Here is a 17,555-nt window from a genome sequence, read left to right as displayed (position 1 = left end):
GGTTTTATGCAAGGCAGAGGCTTCGATGTGTAGCTCGCCTACATGAGAAGCCGATAACGCAGCAGAAATTCCCCACAAACGCTGCCCGAAGGGTTCGACTGCGCGTCCCGTACTCTAAGCGTTTTATGCTTTGTTGAGGTGTATTTGCTTAGAATGACTAGGCGGCACACACCTCGCCGCGCCTAAAACGCTTATAGCTAGAACAAAGTTTAACCACCAAAGGTCAACAGGCCCTGGCACTTACTTCCCCACCAGCCCTTCCTGAGGGCTGGTTTACCGCACTACGTTCATCATATTCCCACTGGAAAATCACCTGTCTCATTCCTAATCTTTGAAGAAGCATAAAAGTCTTATTCAGGCGGGGAAAACAATGAGATACATCTTCACACTGGCAACGTTGTTGATGTTGATAACAGGCTGTGACAACCGTGAGGTCTCTGAAAGTGAAAAATTGGGGGAAACTCCAACTCTGGCCTTAAACCTCGCTGTCTCTGGCCATGAAGGCAGTGCTAGCTCTGAAGCGGCGCTTTACTTTGCCTCCCTGATTAAGGAGAGAACGAAAGGTCAGATAACAGTTTCAACATCTAATAAAGCCCCACATATCAGTGAAAGGGAGCTTGTTGCCTCTGTTCAAAAAGGTGAAGTAGATTTTGCGGTGATCACCAGCTCAAAAATGTCGTATCTCTCCCCTGCTCTTGAGTTGTTTGATTTGCCTTTTTTCTTCACCGAACATGACCAAATTAGACAGGTTTACAAAAGCCCCGCAGGTCGACAGTTACTCAATAACCTTTACAAGAATGATATTGTCGGATTGGCGTTTTGGGATGGCGGATTCAAGCACCTTGTCACTACATTCCCATTAGAGAATGCCTCACAATTTAAAAAGCGCCGTTTTCGCGTCACAGAAAGCACCACGATTCGTGAGCAATTCTCAGCTTGGGATAGCCTCGCCATTCCCGTATCGGATGAGATGGTCACATTGGCTTTCTCAAATGGAGATTTAGATGGTGAGGAGATCACACTCAGCCAACTTTCTGCAAGGCGAATCACTGGGCAAAGCCTTTATCTCACCCGGCATGGTCACCAAACCCAATTATTGATCATGTCTGAACACACCAAAAAGAAGCTATCACCTACCCATCTTGACCTGATTGAAAGCGCCGCCAACGTAGCCACTTCCTTCCAATATGAAATTGCGCTGCGGAAAGACAACATTGCACTGGCGAATTTGAATGAAGAAGGCATAACACATAGACCCTCTGGTCCTTTGCTCGCTTGGATGAAGCAAACCTCTTCAGGTGTTCTAGAGAAAAATAGAATGCATATCGGCACGTCCTATATCGAGCAAGTGCTTCAAGGAAAAGAAAACTGGAAGCAGCCCCACCCAGATAAACTCATTGTAGGATTGGACGCTGACATGATCGGAAGCGCTGCTATTTCGGGGCTATCCATTCGCCGCGGTATCGAACTGGCTCTGGATGAAATCAATCAAAAAGGTGGCATCTTAGGCAAAGAGGTCAAATTGATCGTCCGAAACAACTCCATGGTGCCTTCCAGAGGGTTGGATAACATTGAAGTTTTTTCAACGCTGCCAAACCTGCTTGCCGTATTTAGCGGTATTAGCAGTCCAGTGGTATTGGCAGAGCTTGATTTACTGCATGAACGCAAGATCTTGATGCTCGCTCCTTGGGCTGCAGCCACTCCCATAGTCAATAACGGTAAAGACCCAAATTTTGTCTTTCGGGTATCAGTCAGAGATGAATATGCCGCCCAGTTTCTGCTTGAAGGCGCTCTGGATGTTTCTGACAACATTGGGTTACTGCTCGTAAATAACGGCTGGGGAAGAAGTAACTTCGAAGGCTTAACGAAACAGATGGAGCAACGGTCACTCGTCCCCACTCACATTGAATGGTTTGATTGGGGCGAGAAAAACATGGATAACAAAGTCAGTAACCTCATAGAGAAGGGCGCTGAAGCGGTCATTTTTGTGGGTAACGCAGTAGAGGGTGAAAAATTCGTCACTCACTTAGCCACACACCCTACGTCACCTGTTGTTTTTTCTCATTGGGGCATTACCGGTTCGGAGTTCGCCAAGCGCTCTGAAGAAGCACTGAAAGCTGTTGACCTACGTGTACTTCAAACTTTCACCTTCATAGAAAACAGTACACCTGCTGCCAGAACCTTGGCTCAACGCTATCATCAACGCTATGGCACCAAACATGAGTCTGATATTCAAGCTCCATCCGGCACGGCGCATGCCTACGACCTAATGCATATGTTGGCAATTGCAGCAGAGAAAGCGGGCACTGCCGACATGTCAGCAATTCAAAAAGAGCTGACCAAGCTGGAGCGTTACGATGGACTGATGAAACCATACCGCTCTCCTTTCAGTCATGGAAAACAAGATGCACTGACTGCAAAAGATTACCTTTTCGCATTTTATAAGGATGGGAACCTTTACCCTCTGGAGCATGACCACTGATGGCCACGAAAACCAGTATTGCCAATCGTTTTTCCAGGCGACTACTGCTTCTGCTGGTTTCCTTCTTGTTCGTGCTTGTCGGCGCCACACTCGTCATGGAGATGCTCCGTGTGGAACGCCAGTTACAAAACAAACTTCATGCAGAAGCCTTTAATACGTTAAGCCTGCTCGACCTTGAACTCAAAACACAACAGCGGGCAGTTTCACGAACCGCGCAAAGTCAACTCTCCATTAACAGTCTGATAAATATCGGTAGCGGGCAATACTATTTCCACCACGCATTGGAGGATTTGACACTCTATACCGCCATTGAAGATGCGCTGTTGTTTGATTATGCAGGAAACGCACTCGATGAAAGAGAAGAAGACGTCAGATGGTACAGCCCAAACTTGGTGACAGACACCTTAGCCTCTGGCCGTGGCTATGTGACATTTATCAATGGCAGTTTTTACATCATTGAACCTATTAGTTATTACTATGCAGTTCAGGGTGGCATCATCGCCAAGATTAATCTGGATAACCTCACCAAAGCGGCTCTGGAGAACTTAGGTCACAGTTACCATCTCAATGTGCACCAAAAATGGGGATTTACCGAAGGCAACATCGATGCACCAGGTATCAAAGTGTCCAGAAAGCCCTCTCCAAACATGCTCATCAGCAACTTCGACATATCCATTACACTCAATGAACCCTATATTTCCATGCTTGGCGTGATCACTCCCTGGCTAACCAACTTCATTATTCTCGCCTTGGTCGCCATGCTTCCTCTTGTGCTCATTACCCGCCATCTTGGACAAAAAATGGCCACACCCATTGTTGAACTTGCCAACGAAGTGAAAGCCGGTAAATACCCTGTAAAAACGTCAGCATCTGACGAAGAACTCACCACGCTCGCGGAATCATTCAATCAGGCTACCCTGGAAATCAATCGAATTAACGAGCTCAATCTACAGGAAGAGCGTCAGTCGGGACAAAGTCAGTTATTGGCAATAGTCGACACTGTGATGGACGCCATTATTACCATTGATTCGAAGGGCTATGTCGCCACCTTTAACCCGGCCGCAGAAGGGCTGTTTGGCTACAGAGCGAATGATGTCATCGGAAAGAAAATCAACATGTTAATGCCGGAAAACTTTTCGAGAGAGCACGATACCTACTTGAGCAATTACTTATCAGGAAAGCAGGCAAAAATCATCGGTGTTGGTCGCGAAGTGGTCGCTAAGCGCAAGAACGGCACCACTTTTTCCGCAGAGCTATCAGTCAGTGAAATGCGAGTGTCTGGAAGGCGAATGTTTACAGGGATTATTCGTGACATTACTTCCCGGAAAAAAGCCGATGCCATGAAAAGTGAATTCGTTGCTACCGTTAGCCATGAGCTTCGTACCCCTCTTACCTCTATACGGGGTGCGCTTGGTTTAATTCTGGGTAAGTTCTCAGATGAATTACCCGCCAAAACACAGAAGATGTTGTCACTGGCGCTCAGGAATTGTGAGCGACTCACCCTGCTAATCAATGACATTTTAGACATTGAAAAGCTCGAATCCGATCAAATGATGTACAGCTTTCATCGCAACAACCTTTACAGCATCATCACACGATCAGTTGAAGACAATTTGGATTATGCTCGCCAGCACAAGGTAGGGATATCATTCCAAACCGACACAGAAAGCGCCTATATCAATGCAGACTCGACACGATTGCAGCAAGTCATGGCAAATTTACTTTCCAATGCCATTAAGTATTCCAACGTCGGCGATACCGTTGAAGTATTTTTGAGCGTTCAAAAAGACACGTACAAAGTTGAAATCACAGATACGGGATCTGGCATTCCCAGCGAGTTCCATGAAAAGATATTCCAGCGGTTTTCTCAAGCAGATAGCTCTGATACCCGACGCGTTGGCGGCACAGGCCTTGGGCTGGCCATTTCCAAATCCATCATTGATGCACACCAGGGCGAAATAAACTTCTTCTCGACGCCAAATGAAGGCTCAACATTTTTCTTCACCTTACCCTTTGATACAACTTCATTGCAGTCAAAAGACCAACAAAACGCTTTACCACTGGCTGCATTCCAAATTTTATATGTCGGAGCAAAAAACAGCTTACTGAGAGACCTTCGAAACCAGTTTTACCCCTCTTGCGAGATTTCCGGAGCAGATACGGTATCGAGAGCAAACCTAGCTTTAGGCCAGCAACCCTTTGAGCTGGTCATGGTTGAATATCCCCTTTCTGAGCCGCTCGACAAGCTGATGGATCAGCTTAGCCGCCGAAATATTCCAACAGTATTTCTCACTCGAGGATCTCAGGATATTCCTCAATCTGAAGTGGTGATTGCCAGCCATGACATTCACACCTTGAATATCGGCAGTCTTAAATCTGAACTGCGTCTTATACTTAAGAAAACATTTCCCAGAGAGGCGATGTAATGGATAAGCCAATTACTGTGCTTTACGTTGAAGATGATGAGGATATTCGCGATGTTGCGGAACTCGCATTGGAAGGTGACGACTTTGTCCTTCTGACATGCGAATGCGGCGATGTCGCGTTGGAAAAAGCCGCGTTATCAAGCCCAGATCTTCTGTTGTTAGATGTCATGATGCCCGATATGGATGGCCCTACGACGCTCAGACATCTCAGGGAAATGCCACATTTGGAAAGGACGCCAGCCATTTTTATGACTGCCAAGGTACAACCTTCGGAAATAAAGTCCTATCACGAGTGTGGTGCTATAGGCGTTATCAGTAAACCGTTTGACCCAATGCTACTGGCAGACGAAATCAAAAAAATAATGGAAAGGCGCAGTGTATGAGACCTTCTCAAGTCAAAAAGTTTCAGGAGCAACAAACCAAGTTCGCCAGCAGCGTCTCTAAACGCACGAAGCGTATTAAAACGCTGTGGAATAAAATCCAAACGCAGAAAACCTCTGATTTTTGCGAGCTGGAAGAATTGGTAATGGAAGCGCATAAACTTGCCGGCACCGCCACTACGCTGGGCTTTGTCGATCTTGGAGAATGCGGCCGTGACATTGAAGTATTACTGAAACCGCACATTGAGAACAAAACGCTGCCCATCGGCGATGAAGATATAGAACGCCTGATTTCAGGCATTGACGATATCGCCAAAATCGAACCCAAACGCCCTGATGATTTAACATACGGTGAAGTGACCTTGCTTCACGAGCAAGACCGAACGAAGCAACTGGTTTACGTGGTTGCAGAAAAGCCAGAAGATGCCACCGAAATGGTCGAACAACTTCAGTATATCGATTACGAAGTAGCAATGTTCGAAACGGCTACCGAACTTAAAGTCGCTCTCGATCAAGAGGCACCTTCGGTACTGATTGTTGACCTTGATGACTTTAAACTCCTCGATGACATCACCAAAGTCTGGCGTAAAAACAGCGGGATTCCTTTGGTCGTGCTGAGTGCAACAGAATGCTGGGAAAGTCGCCTACGTGCCGCTAAAGCTGGTGCGTTTACCTTCTTCCACAAACCTGTTGAGTATGACGATATCCTCGGTTTACTCGACTCCCTCTGGGAGACCAATAACGCTCAATACCGGGTATTGATCGTCGAAGATGACCGAACCCTTGCCGAGCACTACTCCATAGTGCTGCAAGGCGCAGGTATGAAAACTTGCATAGTAGACAGTCCGGATCATCTGCTCGATGAGTTGGGCGAATTTCATCCCGATCTGGTGTTAATGGATCTCTACATGCCCAATTGCTCAGGTGTTGAAGCAGCCAGCGTGATACGCCAACATGCAGCGCACACCAATGTGCCTATCGTGTACCTTTCCGGTGAAACCGATCTTAAGCTTCAAATGAAAGCGCTTCAGGTCGGCGCGGATGATTTTCTGACTAAACCGATTAACGACTTGCACCTGACACAGGCTGTATCCATTCGTGCCCGCCGTTTTCGCGCGCTAAGCGCTATGATGGACAGAGACAGCCTGACCGGATTACTCAATCACTCCAACCTGAAAATGGCACTGGAACGTGAACTTTCGCGCGCCAGACGTCATAAGTCTCCCGTCAGTTTTGTGATGATCGATATCGACCATTTCAAATCCATTAATGACAAGTACGGTCACCCTGTCGGTGACAAAGTCATCAAAGGTGTTGCGCGCTTGCTGAATTACCGTTTCCGCAAGACCGATACCAGCGCCCGCTATGGCGGTGAAGAATTCGCACTGATCCTGCCTGACACGCCTGCAGATATCGCGCTCAGGTTGATTGATGAATTCCGCAGTACGTTCGCCAAAACGCCGTTTTCAAACGGCCCCGAAACATTCACTGCCACCTTGAGTGCGGGCATCGCGACATTTCCTGAGTTTGATTCTATTGAGGGTCTTATCGAAGTGGCCGACTCTGCACTCTATCTGGCAAAAGAGCGGGGAAGAAACCGTGTGGTAACCCATGTTGAACTGGGGAACAGTGATGACCCTCAGGAGAAAAACACCGCGTAACACTCGGATAGTATTTCATTAGGCCTTTGTGAGAGTTTTGAGAGAAATCCGCGAAGGCTTCGCCACTTTTTCGCGCCATGCTTGGAAGAATTCAACGCACAGGGAGCGAAAAATGAAAACCTTACTTCTCAGCATGGCAATGGGCGCAGCATTCACCGCGCAGGCCGCCAACGTCGATGTCAAAATCACCAATGCCACCGATGGTATTTATTTCACCCCACTGATCGTTGCTGCTCACAGCCCGGATGCGTATCTGTTCCGCACTGGCGAAGCAGCATCTGCTGATGTCGAAGCCATGGCAGAAGGTGGCGATATTTCTGGTCTGGTTGCACTGGCTGAAGGCGTGGGCGCTGATGTACAGGCCAACCCGGCAGAAGGCATTCTGGACCCAGGCGCATCAACTTCCACCACGCTTTATGCAAATCATGGCGATGTCCTTTCTATCGCTGCGATGTTGCTACCTTCTAACGATGCGTTTATCGGTGTAGACAGCTGGAAAATTCCAAAGAAAAAAGGCACCTATGTCATCAGAGCCAATGGTTATGACGCGGGCACAGAAGCGAATGATGAGCTGGCAGGCAGCGTTCCAACCCCACCGTTTATCACCTTTGGTGAAGGTGGCACAGGTGTCGATATTGAAGTCGCCAACGAAACCGTTCACATTCACCCGGGTAACCTCGGTGACACTGATGCCACTGGCGGTCTAAGCGACTTCGACAGCACCAAACACCGTTGGCTCAACCCAGTTGCCATCATCACCGTCACCGTTTATTAAGGAGGGCGTAGTATGTATCGCTTTGCTCTCATTGGCGCAGCAGCGCTGGCACTGGCTGGGTGTCCCCTGCAAAAGGAATACACGGTCACCGTAGAAAACCTGACGGATGCGCAACCTATGTCTCCGGTCGCGCTGCTAACCCACAGCAAAACCAACACGCTGTTTGAAGTTGGCCAACCGGTTTCTGTCGCGCTGGAAAAACTGGCGGAAGGTGGTGACAACAGCGATGTTCTTGCTTATGAAGAACTTCGTCATGTGGAAGATGCCCTCTCTGGTGTATCGCCGCTTCCTCCGGGCGCATCAGAAAGCTTCACTGTGCAGCTGAACCGCAAGAAGACACGTTACCTTTCTGTGGCATCTATGCTGGTCAATACCAACGATGCGATCGTCGCCGAGTCAGATATCGATCTTCGTAAACTGCGCCCAGGTCAAAGCATCACCATCACATTACCAGTATGGGATGCTGGCACAGAAGCTAACTCTGAAACCCAAGGCACGATTCCCGGCCCAGCAGCCGGAGGGGAAGGCTTTAATGCTGCGCGTGATGATGTAGACCGCCTTCGCATTCACCCTGGCGTACTATCCGCTGATGACGGATTGGAAGACTCGGCATTGAATTATCGCCACCGCTTCCTCAACCCAGGTGCGAAAGTCACCATCAAACGCGTTTGGTAGCGCATCACCACAAACGCACAAACGGGCACTGTTGAAAGTGCCCGTTTTTCTTTCTGGTCACGTATCTAAGTCTAAGTAAGTCTAAGACCCGGTGCTGTTTGGGGATGTGTTAAGCTGATCGAAAGGACGACTCATTCAGGAGATGCAGTGCTGAGCTTTATTGAATCACAGGAAGGTGTTTTCCGTCTGCTGACTTTCTTCTCTATTTTTGGGGTGATGGCAGCTGCAGAATGGCTATTCCCTAAAAGAATCCTGACGGTCAGCAAAGCGAAACGCTGGCTGAACAATATCGCCCTGATGATGCTCAATACCGCGGTGCTCCGCGCTATTTTTCCTCTCGCTGCTGCCGGTTTCGCAGCTTGGTGCTCCCGTCAAGGGATCGGTTTGTTCAATGTGTTTGATTCACCACTTTGGCTTTCAGTGCTCCTCACCATTGTGATGCTTGATGGCATCATCTGGTTTCAGCACAAACTCTTTCACACTGTTCCTATTCTCTGGCGTTTGCATGCGGTTCACCACGCAGATAGAGATTTAGACGTTACCTCTGGTGCCCGTTTCCATCCGGTTGAAATTCTTCTTTCCATGCTAATCAAATTCGCGGCTATCGCGCTTCTGGGCGTGCCTGTGGTGGCCGTCATTTTGTTTGAAGTCATCCTCAGCGGCATGGCGCTGTTTAATCACAGTAACGTTGCCATTCCATTGCCGATTGACCGCTGGCTGCGCAAATTCGTAGTGACACCGGACATGCACCGTGTGCACCACTCTGTTCACCGCTACGAAAGCGATTCGAACTTCGGTTTTAATCTTGCTATCTGGGACAGGCTGTTCAACACTTACCGCGCGCAACCCGAGGAAGGCCATTACGGCATGACTATTGGCATAAAAAGCCAGCGGGAAGAAAGACACGTCGTGTGGCTAACAGGCCTTCTTGCCTTGCCATTTCGCTTGTTCAAACGTGCCCCTGAGAAAAAACAACAAAATAACTCTCTCTGATTCAGGACTGGATGCCCATGACCAAAGTGATTGTCACTTCGCTTAACCCTGCCAAAATTGCTGCTGTGGAAGCGGCCTTCAAAGAAGTATTTCCTAACAATGACATGACGTTTGAAGGAGTGTCTGTCTCCAGTGGTGTCGCAGATCAGCCAATGACCAGTAAAGAAACGCTGGCAGGTGCCAGAAACCGTGTCCACAACGCCAAAAAGGTGGTTGATGGCAATTTCTACGTGGGCGTCGAAGCGGGACTGGACGCCCCTTATACCTTTGCCTGGATGGTGGTGGAATCTGCCGACCGCGTTGGTGAATCACGTTCGGCTTCTGTCCCTTTGCCACCAACTGCACTCAACATGCTGGAAGAAGGCAAAGAGCTGGGAGATGTGATGGATGAAATGTTCAATGAACAGAACGTGAAGCAGAAAGGTGGGGCGATCGGCATGCTCACGGGGCATCTGCTGACAAGAAGCTCGGTCTACCATCAGGCGCTGATCTTAGCGCTGATCCCGTTTATGAATCCGGGTTTGTTTCCGACGGAAGAGCTCTGAAGAGAGACTAGGTCCTAGATCCTAGGACCTTATTTTCCTGATCTTTACTTGTCCAAAAGCTCCAGCAACCACTGCTTTTGTGCTTCATCCAGCTGCTTTAACTCATTGGAGCCACGGGTGATAGTCGCGATACCGACGCCAAGCATCTGACTGAGTTGTCGCTGGCTCACCTCACCTTTCAACAACTCGTTGAGAATATTGACACGGGCAATCAGCGCGCTGCGCTCATCGGGCGTCAGCAACATCTTCAATAGTTTAGCTTCGTCCCCGTTGTCACTTGCTCTGTGGATCAAATCCAGCACATCTTGCCAGTCAGAATATTCCGGCGTCGCTTTCATGGTCACCTCGTAGAAATCGGTACTAATAACGCCGTCATTATACTCCAAGTCTCTCTGTTTCTTAGGGTCTGTTGACTCAATAGCGACGATTAGACTCACTTTCTGTCAGGAACTGTAGCGGCTGACCAAGTAACTTACGATAGTAAATGTCATACATCAGTACGTTCTGCACGTAACCACGGGTCTCACGGAACGGAATAGCTTCAATAAACGCTATCGCATCTAGGTTCCCATCAGACTTCGCCAGCCAGCGGGTGGCGCGGTGGGGACCTGCGTTGTATCCGGCAAACGCAAGAATGCGGTTTTCATCAAACTGATCCAGCAACATACGAAGATAGCCACTGCCCAACCGGATATTGATTCCCGGATCGTTCAACGTGCTTTTACCCAGATAACGAAAACCCAGTTTCTTTGAGGTTTCTTTGGCGGTGGCAGGCATTAGCTGCATCAAACCACGTGCGCCAACCGGAGATACTGCGCGGGTGTAGAAGGCACTCTCCTGACGCGACAAAGCGAGCAAAGTCGTCAGTGGGAGTTCACGCTCTTTACTGAAGAACTCAAACCACCAGCGATGCGCCACTGGGAAACGGTATTCCAGATGTCCCCACAGCTTTCCGGCGATCGTTGCCTGCACAGACAGGTGATACCATTTTTGGTCGGACGCAAACGCAGCCAGGTTGGCTTTCTGCTCCCTGTCTGCATTGCGGAGGATGTATTGCCATTCGCGTTTCGCGGCGGTGATTTTATCCAGCGCCAGCAGCTCATCGACACGCTTCAAGGCTTTGTTGAAAGGTGCTAATGCTCCGGGATTAAGCGGCGTGGTTTGGTAAGGAATATCAATCTGCTTACCCAATTCGTCTGCCGCCGCAACACTGTAGAAGTTACGCTCACCAATCATGGATTCAAAAATCGCGTTGGCTTCCGCTGTCTTACCTGCTTCTTTCAGCACGCGTGCCCGCCAGTATTTCCACTTCAGCGAGTCGCGCTCTTTTTCAGACATCACATCAATCCAACGGCCAACGTCTTTCCAATCCGCTTCCACCAGACTCATACGCACGCGACGTTCCAGTAACGATTGATTCACTGTTTGCTTAAGCTGCTTGTCGCGCCATGCTGCAAGGGATGTATCTTCTGTAGACATCAGGCGTCCGGCAAGGTAATCCGCTATCTCCTGGCGTTCATGCTTGTCGTAATGCTGACCTTCAACCGTGCGTTTGAATTGTTTAACTGCCTCTTTAGAATTGCTGCGCGCAAGGCGTTCAAAGGCTATACGGGTCAGGTGTCGGTTGAAGGCGGTGACTTTGCTTTTCTTTGAGAAATCCGCCACGCCTTGAGGCTTGTTATAAAGCGCCAGAACCTCCTTGGCTTCACGCTTGCCGTAAGAGGACGTTAATTGCTTCTCAAGGTAAGTCATCAAAGATTTGTTGCGGTTATCAAATGCCAGCAACATGCGCTCGAGCACCAGATTGTCCGTCAGCTTGCCGTTGTCTTTGAGGAAATCGAACAGCTTGTCACACGCCCTGTCGACAGACGAACCTGACAGATATAAGGATTTCGCCCCTGACAGAGCCAGCGCTTTGTCACCGGCTTTGCTGTGCGCATAGTAATAATTACATTGGTAACTCTCACCACGGGGGACAGTGTCCTGAAACGCCAGTAATTGAGACCATTTCCCCTGAGAAGCCAATACATTGAGGTGGCGCGCCCGCACGGTGCCGGTAAACGGCAAATCAGCATGCTTTTTCAAAAATGTATTCACTTCTTTGGTACTGGCACCATTGATATCACGCATAAAATCGCGATAGTCCAGATACGGATAAAGTGGGTAATCCTTCACATTGGATTTCAGACGAGAAAACGTCGCCATGTCGTTGCGCTCAATGGCGGCGATGGCTTTTTCGTAGCGAGTGCGCTGTTCATCAACCGAAAGCGCTTGAGCAGGCGCAATGCTGCCAATAAGCAGCACCATACCAATTGGTGCTACGAGGTAAGATCTATCCACTGACTTGTTATACGCTTTTGTAATTATTGATTTTTCACTTAGTAGCATTCAGATGCTTCTCCCTGGCGCGCTTAGATTTAAGCTTATACCTAATCCTTCGAATTAGATGGAAAATCAGGTCCGTTGCACCATCTTCTATATATCAAACTCCCCCATCTCCCGCTGCAAAGAAACTGTTACTGAAAGCGACAAACGAGACATCGGGCACGTGAGACGGAAGCATGCCTCTCTTTCTTTTGTTTTTCACAACAGCAAATGGTTCCCAAAAACTATACTCTGACCAGTTCAAAGTCAGACCTTGAAGCGGTTTGAGACTTAGGGCCTGTTACAATACTTCAACGAAGCAGGTAGAATATCTGGCTAATCATTTCCATTTAGTGACAAGAGAACGCGAGCAGAATGGCTGAGTACGTTTATACCATGTCGCGCGTTGGCAAAATCGTGCCACCGAAGCGTCAGATCCTGAAAGATATCTCTCTGTGCTTTTTCCCGGGTGCCAAAATCGGCGTATTGGGTCTAAACGGCGCAGGTAAATCCACCCTTCTACGCATCATGGCGGGTATCGATACCGATATCGAAGGTGAAGCACGTGCACAACCTGGCATCAAAGTGGGTTACCTGCCTCAGGAACCAAAACTGGATGAAGACAAAACGGTTCGTGAAACTGTGGAAGAAGCGGTTTCTGACGTGGTTGATGCTCTGTCTCGTCTTGATGCTGTTTACGCCGCTTATGCGGAACCAGATGCAGACTTCGATGCGCTGGCAAAAGAGCAAGGCGAACTGGAAGCATTGATCCAGGCAAAAGACGGTCACAATCTTGATAACGCCCTTGAGCGTGCTGCGGATGCACTGCGTCTGCCAGAATGGGATGCGAAAATTAAGCACCTTTCTGGTGGTGAGCGCCGCCGTGTTGCTATCTGTCGTCTGTTGCTTGAGCGCCCGGATATGCTGCTGCTCGACGAACCAACGAACCACCTGGATGCAGAATCTGTGGGCTGGCTGGAACGCTTCCTGGTTGATTACAACGGCACCGTTGTGGCGATCACGCACGACCGTTACTTCTTAGATAACGCAGCGGGTTGGATTCTGGAACTTGACCGTGGTGAAGGTATTCCATGGGAAGGTAACTACACCTCATGGCTGGAGCAAAAAGACGCGCGTCTGCAACAAGAAGCGTCATCTGAAAAAGCTCGCCAGAAAACCATCGAGAAAGAACTTGAGTGGGTTCGCCAGAATCCTAAAGGTCGTCAGGCAAAATCTAAAGCACGTATGGCGCGCTTTGAAGAGCTGAACACCACTGACTACCAGCGTCGTAACGAAACGAACGAACTGTTCATCCCACCGGGTCCACGCCTGGGTGATAAGGTTATCGAGGTGAATAACCTGACCAAGTCATTCGGTGACCGTGTTCTTATCGACGATCTGTCTTTCAGCGTGCCTAAAGGTGCGATTGTGGGCATCATCGGTGCCAATGGTGCGGGTAAATCTACCCTGTTCAAGATGCTGAGCGGCACCGAGCAGCCAGACAGCGGTTCTGTCGAAATGGGTGAAACCGTGCAGCTGGCCTCTGTTGATCAGTTCCGTGACAGCATGGACGACAACAACACGGTTTATCAGGAAATCTCTGAAGGTGCAGAAATCATCCGCATCAATAACTTTGAGATCCCTGCACGTGCTTACTGTTCGCGCTTTAACTTCAAAGGCAGCGATCAGCAAAAACGTATCGGCGACCTGTCTGGTGGTGAGCGTAACCGTGTTCACTTGGCAAAACTGCTGAAGGCTGGCGGTAACGTACTGCTTCTCGATGAACCAACCAACGACTTGGACGTAGAAACCCTGCGTGCACTGGAAGAAGCGCTGCTTGAGTTCCCTGGCTGTGCCATGGTTATCTCGCACGACCGTTGGTTCCTTGACCGTATCGCGACCCACATTCTGGACTACCGTGACGAAGGTCAGGTGAACTTCTTCGAAGGTAACTACGCTGAATACAGCGAGTGGCTGAAGCAAACGCTGGGCGCAGCAGCTGCGCAACCACACCGCATCAAGTACAAGCGCGTGACTAAATAATCACCGCATGTCGAATAAAGGGTCACATCATGTGGCCCTTTTTTATTTTGATTGCCTGCCAGTTAGCTTCGACTATCAACTGATTCATTATTAAGACGCGCAGAACATCACGGAGACGAAACGTCGAAGTAGAGATATAACGTCGACTCTCCTACACTTGGTGTAAAAGGAATTGAGGGCTTTTAAATGGCAGAACGTCGTAAATTTTCCCGCGTGGTGTATCGTACGCCCGCCACTATCAGGCAAAACGATAAGAGCTGGGAAACCAAAGTATTGGACCTTTCATTGAAAGGTGCACTGCTTGCCACGCCTGCCGGCTGGGAATCCGGCAACGCTGACGACTACGATTTGAGTTTTCGTCTGCACGATTCAGACATCGAGCTGGACATGGATCTGAAGCTTATTCAGGAAAGCGATGAATACCTGCGTTTTCAAATCGATCATATTGATATTGACAGTGCGAGTCACCTGAAACGCTTGGTTGAACTCAATGTGGGCAATGACGATCTGCTTCACCGTGAAATTGCACAACTGACAGATCTGAAAGATACCGTATAATCGCGGTGGTCACATTAAGCGCATATACATGAAGTAGTAGTAACATGCCTCACAACATCCGAATCGCCGTCTCCCATGCGAATGGCTCCCGACACTTTGTGCTCTCCCCTTCGCTCAAGAAAGTGCTGCTCTCACTGCTAGCAACCTTGATTATTGGCATCTTTGCCAGCATCGCGACGATTTATTATCTAAACCATCGCTCTACGACGGCAGAAGTGACGCTCAAAAACATGACAGAGCAAAGCTCTGAACTTGTCGGTCAGCTTGAAGACCTGAAACAAAAGCGCCAACAACTCGAGCAGTTGATAAATAACAAAGAAGAAGAATACGCACAGATCATCGAAGAGAAAGACAGTCAACTTAGCTATCTGACACAGCGTGTTTCAACAGTAGAGGAAGTGTTAGGTCTGGAAAAAGAGGGCGATGAATCTTTGCCTTTGGCAGAACGTTTGGACGTTGCTGCCATTAACTCTGCTGTCCGCGCTACTATGCTGCAATTGATCCCGAGCGGTAAACCTATTGAAAGTTATCGTCGCTCATCTGGCTATGGCTCACGTACCCATCCAGTAACCGGAAATAAGAAGTTTCACCTTGGCTTGGATTTAACTGCTGATATCGGCACACCGGTTTACGCGCCTGCTGATGGTGTCGTGGAATACAAACGCCCAAGCCGTAAAAAAGGCTATGGCAACATGCTGAAGATTGACCATGCCTTTGGCTTTATGACCTTGTATGCGCACCTGGATAAATTCAACGTTGAAACCCGTCAATTTGTAAAAAAAGGGGACTTGATTGGCTGGTCTGGCAACACAGGATTATCGACAGGTCCGCATCTTCACTATGAAGTACGATTCCTCGGCCGAGCCCTGAACCCAAAACGCTTTATCGCCTGGACACCGGACAACTTCGAATCCCTTTTCGAGCAAGAGGATAAAGTGAATTGGGCAAGCTTGGTGAAGATTGTCGAAAGCATGGTTTCTACACAAGTTCAGTTAGCTTCAGATGCGGTGGCACAATCTGGCACCGTCACTGCGAAAAGCTTGGATGATTCTGTCGTCACTCTCGCTGCTACCGAGTAGATAAGAAGATACAAAAAAGGCGCCAATTCAAATCGGCGCCTTTTTCAGTTGGAGCGTCAAAAGTAGAGCGGTTAATCCATCTCATCCAACACAGTCAGCACTTCAGATAGCTTGTTCACCCCATACACCTTCATACCCGGAATATCCTTTTTAGGTGCATTGGCCATAGGCACAACAGCACGCTTAAAGCCGTGCTTAAATGCTTCTGACAAACGCTCCTGACCACTGGGAACAGGGCGAATTTCCCCGGCAAGGCCCACTTCACCAAAGACCACCAAATCACGTGGTAATGGACGGTCACGGAAACTGGATATCAGTGCCAGCAGCAAGGCTAGGTCAGCACTGGTTTCAGTGACTTTCACGCCTCCGACTACGTTGACGAATACATCCTGATCCGACATTTGCAGGCCACCGTGTTTGTGCAAAACAGCCAGCAACAATGCCAATCGATTTTGCTCAAGACCCACAGCCACACGACGCGGATTAGCCAGCTGGCTATAATCCACCAGCGCCTGAAGCTCTACAAGCAGTGGACGCGTACCTTCCCACAGCACCATCACTGAGCTGCCAGAGGTGGCTTCTTCACCGCGCGAAAGGAAAATTGCAGATGGGTTACTGACCTCGCGAAGCCCTTGCCCTGTCATAGCGAAAACGCCCAATTCATTCACCGCACCAAACCGGTTTTTATGACTGCGAAGGGTACGGAAACGGCTGTCACTCGAGCCATCAAGCAAGACAGAACAGTCAATACAGTGCTCCAGTACTTTCGGGCCAGCGAGCGTGCCGTCTTTAGTCACGTGACCGACCATGAAGATAGCTACATTGTGCTGTTTAGCATAACGGGTCAGGGCTGCGGCGGATTCACGCACCTGCGCCACACTGCCCGGCGCAGAAGCGATATCGGCGCAATGCATGACCTGAATCGAGTCGATAACCATGATCTTCGGCTGCTCAGTGCGGGCAATAGAGCAAATGGTTTCTACGTTAGTTTCAGACAGCATCTTGAGATTGTCTTTCGGCAGGCCCAAGCGCTCAGCGCGCATAGCCACCTGCTGGAGCGATTCCTCACCAGTGACATATAGCGTTGGCATCTGGCTTGCCAGCCAACACATAGTTTGCAGCAAAAGCGTACTTTTACCGGCGCCTGGGTTACCACCAATCAAAATCGCTGCCCCAGGTACGATACCGCCACCCAACACTCGGTCGAGTTCTTTAAAGCCACTGGTAAAACGTGGCACTTCCTGAAGATCGATAGCAGAGAGGGTCTGAACTTTGGCTTCGGTTGCGCCCGCATAACCGGCATACTTTTCTGTGCGCGCCACAGTCGGTGATGCGGCCAAACGTACTTCAGTGATCGTGTTCCAAGCCCCACAAGCGGTGCATTGTCCCTGCCAACGCGGATAGTCCGCTCCGCAGTCATTACACACGTAAGCACGTTTTGTTTTTGCCATGATTGCTCCTGTTACCAATTCTTACATGTATTGCATGCAAGTCTGCGCATAAGTTCACGCCCAAGAAGGGAAAAAAGGTAAAATAACGGCACGATTTGCCGATATACCTTGTGTATTAATAAT

General features: G+C 49.0%; 14 protein-coding genes. 11 read left to right on the top strand and 3 right to left on the bottom strand.

The window, feature by feature from the left end:
- Positions 1-370 precede the first annotated feature (370 nt).
- The 8 genes from dctP (at position 371) to yjjX (ending at position 9,937) form a co-directional block, all read left to right on the top strand.
- Entirely contained in the window at positions 371-2,482 is a 2,112-nt protein-coding gene (gene dctP, locus GCE9029_RS00125; protein ID WP_062660521.1) for a TRAP transporter substrate-binding protein DctP, read from the top strand.
- Positions 2,482-4,908, top strand: coding sequence for a sensor histidine kinase (locus GCE9029_RS00120; protein WP_062660520.1), 2,427 nt, complete (start codon positions 2,482-2,484; stop codon positions 4,906-4,908). Before dctP ends, GCE9029_RS00120 begins: the two co-directional genes overlap by 1 nt.
- Entirely contained in the window at positions 4,908-5,291 is a 384-nt protein-coding gene (locus tag GCE9029_RS00115) for a response regulator (protein ID WP_062660519.1), read from the top strand. The genes GCE9029_RS00120 and GCE9029_RS00115 overlap by 1 nt, the downstream gene beginning before the upstream one ends.
- The gene (locus GCE9029_RS00110; protein WP_062660518.1) at positions 5,288-6,949 is read left to right on the top strand and encodes a GGDEF domain-containing response regulator; all 1,662 of its coding nucleotides are present in this window, start codon (positions 5,288-5,290) and stop codon (positions 6,947-6,949) included. The genes GCE9029_RS00115 and GCE9029_RS00110 overlap by 4 nt, the downstream gene beginning before the upstream one ends.
- A 112-nt stretch (positions 6,950-7,061) precedes the next feature.
- Positions 7,062-7,724: a spondin domain-containing protein gene (locus GCE9029_RS00105; protein WP_062660517.1), complete on the top strand. Its 663-nt coding sequence runs from the start codon at positions 7,062-7,064 to the stop codon at positions 7,722-7,724.
- A gap of 12 nt (positions 7,725-7,736) precedes the next feature.
- Positions 7,737-8,399, top strand: a complete 663-nt coding sequence (locus GCE9029_RS00100) for a spondin domain-containing protein (RefSeq protein WP_062660516.1) — start codon at positions 7,737-7,739, stop codon at positions 8,397-8,399.
- 147 nt (positions 8,400-8,546) lie between these two features.
- The gene (locus GCE9029_RS00095; RefSeq protein ID WP_062660515.1) at positions 8,547-9,392 is read left to right on the top strand and encodes a sterol desaturase family protein; all 846 of its coding nucleotides are present in this window, start codon (positions 8,547-8,549) and stop codon (positions 9,390-9,392) included.
- 17 nt (positions 9,393-9,409) lie between these two features.
- Positions 9,410-9,937, top strand: a complete 528-nt coding sequence (gene yjjX / locus GCE9029_RS00090) for an inosine/xanthosine triphosphatase (protein ID WP_062660514.1) — start codon at positions 9,410-9,412, stop codon at positions 9,935-9,937.
- A 44-nt stretch (positions 9,938-9,981) separates the two neighbouring features.
- On the opposite strand, the gene trpR is transcribed toward yjjX, so the two are convergent.
- Both trpR and sltY read right to left on the bottom strand, forming a co-directional pair.
- Entirely contained in the window at positions 9,982-10,275 is a 294-nt protein-coding gene (trpR, locus tag GCE9029_RS00085) for a trp operon repressor (protein ID WP_062660513.1), read from the bottom strand.
- A 76-nt stretch (positions 10,276-10,351) separates the two neighbouring features.
- Positions 10,352-12,325, bottom strand: coding sequence for a murein transglycosylase (sltY, locus tag GCE9029_RS00080; RefSeq protein ID WP_062660512.1), 1,974 nt, complete (start codon positions 12,323-12,325; stop codon positions 10,352-10,354).
- A gap of 351 nt (positions 12,326-12,676) precedes the next feature.
- On the opposite strand from sltY, the gene ettA reads away from it, so the two are divergent.
- The 3 genes from ettA to GCE9029_RS00065 all read left to right on the top strand — a co-directional run bounded on the left by ettA (position 12,677) and on the right by GCE9029_RS00065 (position 15,981).
- Positions 12,677-14,344 carry an energy-dependent translational throttle protein EttA gene (ettA, locus tag GCE9029_RS00075; RefSeq protein ID WP_002538926.1) on the top strand — a complete coding sequence of 556 codons (1,668 nt, stop codon included), beginning with the start codon at positions 12,677-12,679 and terminating at the stop codon, positions 14,342-14,344.
- 186 nt (positions 14,345-14,530) lie between these two features.
- Complete coding sequence (locus GCE9029_RS00070; RefSeq protein ID WP_062660511.1) at positions 14,531-14,902, top strand: PilZ domain-containing protein; 372 nt, start codon at positions 14,531-14,533, stop codon at positions 14,900-14,902.
- Positions 14,903-14,946: 44 nt separating this feature from the next.
- A complete protein-coding gene (locus GCE9029_RS00065; protein WP_062660510.1) occupies positions 14,947-15,981 on the top strand; it encodes a M23 family metallopeptidase in 1,035 nt (344 codons plus the stop codon).
- A gap of 71 nt (positions 15,982-16,052) precedes the next feature.
- On the opposite strand, the gene radA is transcribed toward GCE9029_RS00065, so the two are convergent.
- Positions 16,053-17,432, bottom strand: a complete 1,380-nt coding sequence (gene radA, locus GCE9029_RS00060; protein ID WP_062660509.1) for a DNA repair protein RadA — start codon at positions 17,430-17,432, stop codon at positions 16,053-16,055.
- Positions 17,433-17,555 lie beyond the last annotated feature (123 nt).

This window comes from Grimontia celer (assembly GCF_900055185.1).
GTDB classification, from domain to species: domain Bacteria; phylum Pseudomonadota; class Gammaproteobacteria; order Enterobacterales; family Vibrionaceae; genus Enterovibrio; species Enterovibrio celer.
Note: the sequence above shows the minus strand (reverse complement) of the source record. Positions and strands in the feature narration are given on the sequence as shown.

Excerpts from the sequence above, each read along its gene's own strand:
- ettA (WP_002538926.1), top strand. The coding sequence starts at position 12,677 with ATGGCTGAGTACGTTTATACCATGTCGCGCGTTGGCAAAATCGTGCCA.
- dctP (WP_062660521.1), top strand. The coding sequence starts at position 371 with ATGAGATACATCTTCACACTGGCAACGTTGTTGATGTTGATAACAGGC.
- yjjX (WP_062660514.1), top strand. The coding sequence starts at position 9,410 with ATGACCAAAGTGATTGTCACTTCGCTTAACCCTGCCAAAATTGCTGCT.
- trpR (WP_062660513.1), bottom strand. The coding sequence starts at position 10,275 with ATGAAAGCGACGCCGGAATATTCTGACTGGCAAGATGTGCTGGATTTG.
- GCE9029_RS00065 (WP_062660510.1), top strand. The coding sequence starts at position 14,947 with ATGCCTCACAACATCCGAATCGCCGTCTCCCATGCGAATGGCTCCCGA.
- radA (WP_062660509.1), bottom strand. The coding sequence starts at position 17,432 with ATGGCAAAAACAAAACGTGCTTACGTGTGTAATGACTGCGGAGCGGAC.
- GCE9029_RS00105 (WP_062660517.1), top strand. The coding sequence starts at position 7,062 with ATGAAAACCTTACTTCTCAGCATGGCAATGGGCGCAGCATTCACCGCG.
- sltY (WP_062660512.1), bottom strand. The coding sequence starts at position 12,325 with ATGCTACTAAGTGAAAAATCAATAATTACAAAAGCGTATAACAAGTCA.
- GCE9029_RS00070 (WP_062660511.1), top strand. The coding sequence starts at position 14,531 with ATGGCAGAACGTCGTAAATTTTCCCGCGTGGTGTATCGTACGCCCGCC.
- GCE9029_RS00120 (WP_062660520.1), top strand. The coding sequence starts at position 2,482 with ATGGCCACGAAAACCAGTATTGCCAATCGTTTTTCCAGGCGACTACTG.
- GCE9029_RS00110 (WP_062660518.1), top strand. The coding sequence starts at position 5,288 with ATGAGACCTTCTCAAGTCAAAAAGTTTCAGGAGCAACAAACCAAGTTC.
- GCE9029_RS00115 (WP_062660519.1), top strand. The coding sequence starts at position 4,908 with ATGGATAAGCCAATTACTGTGCTTTACGTTGAAGATGATGAGGATATT.
- GCE9029_RS00100 (WP_062660516.1), top strand. The coding sequence starts at position 7,737 with ATGTATCGCTTTGCTCTCATTGGCGCAGCAGCGCTGGCACTGGCTGGG.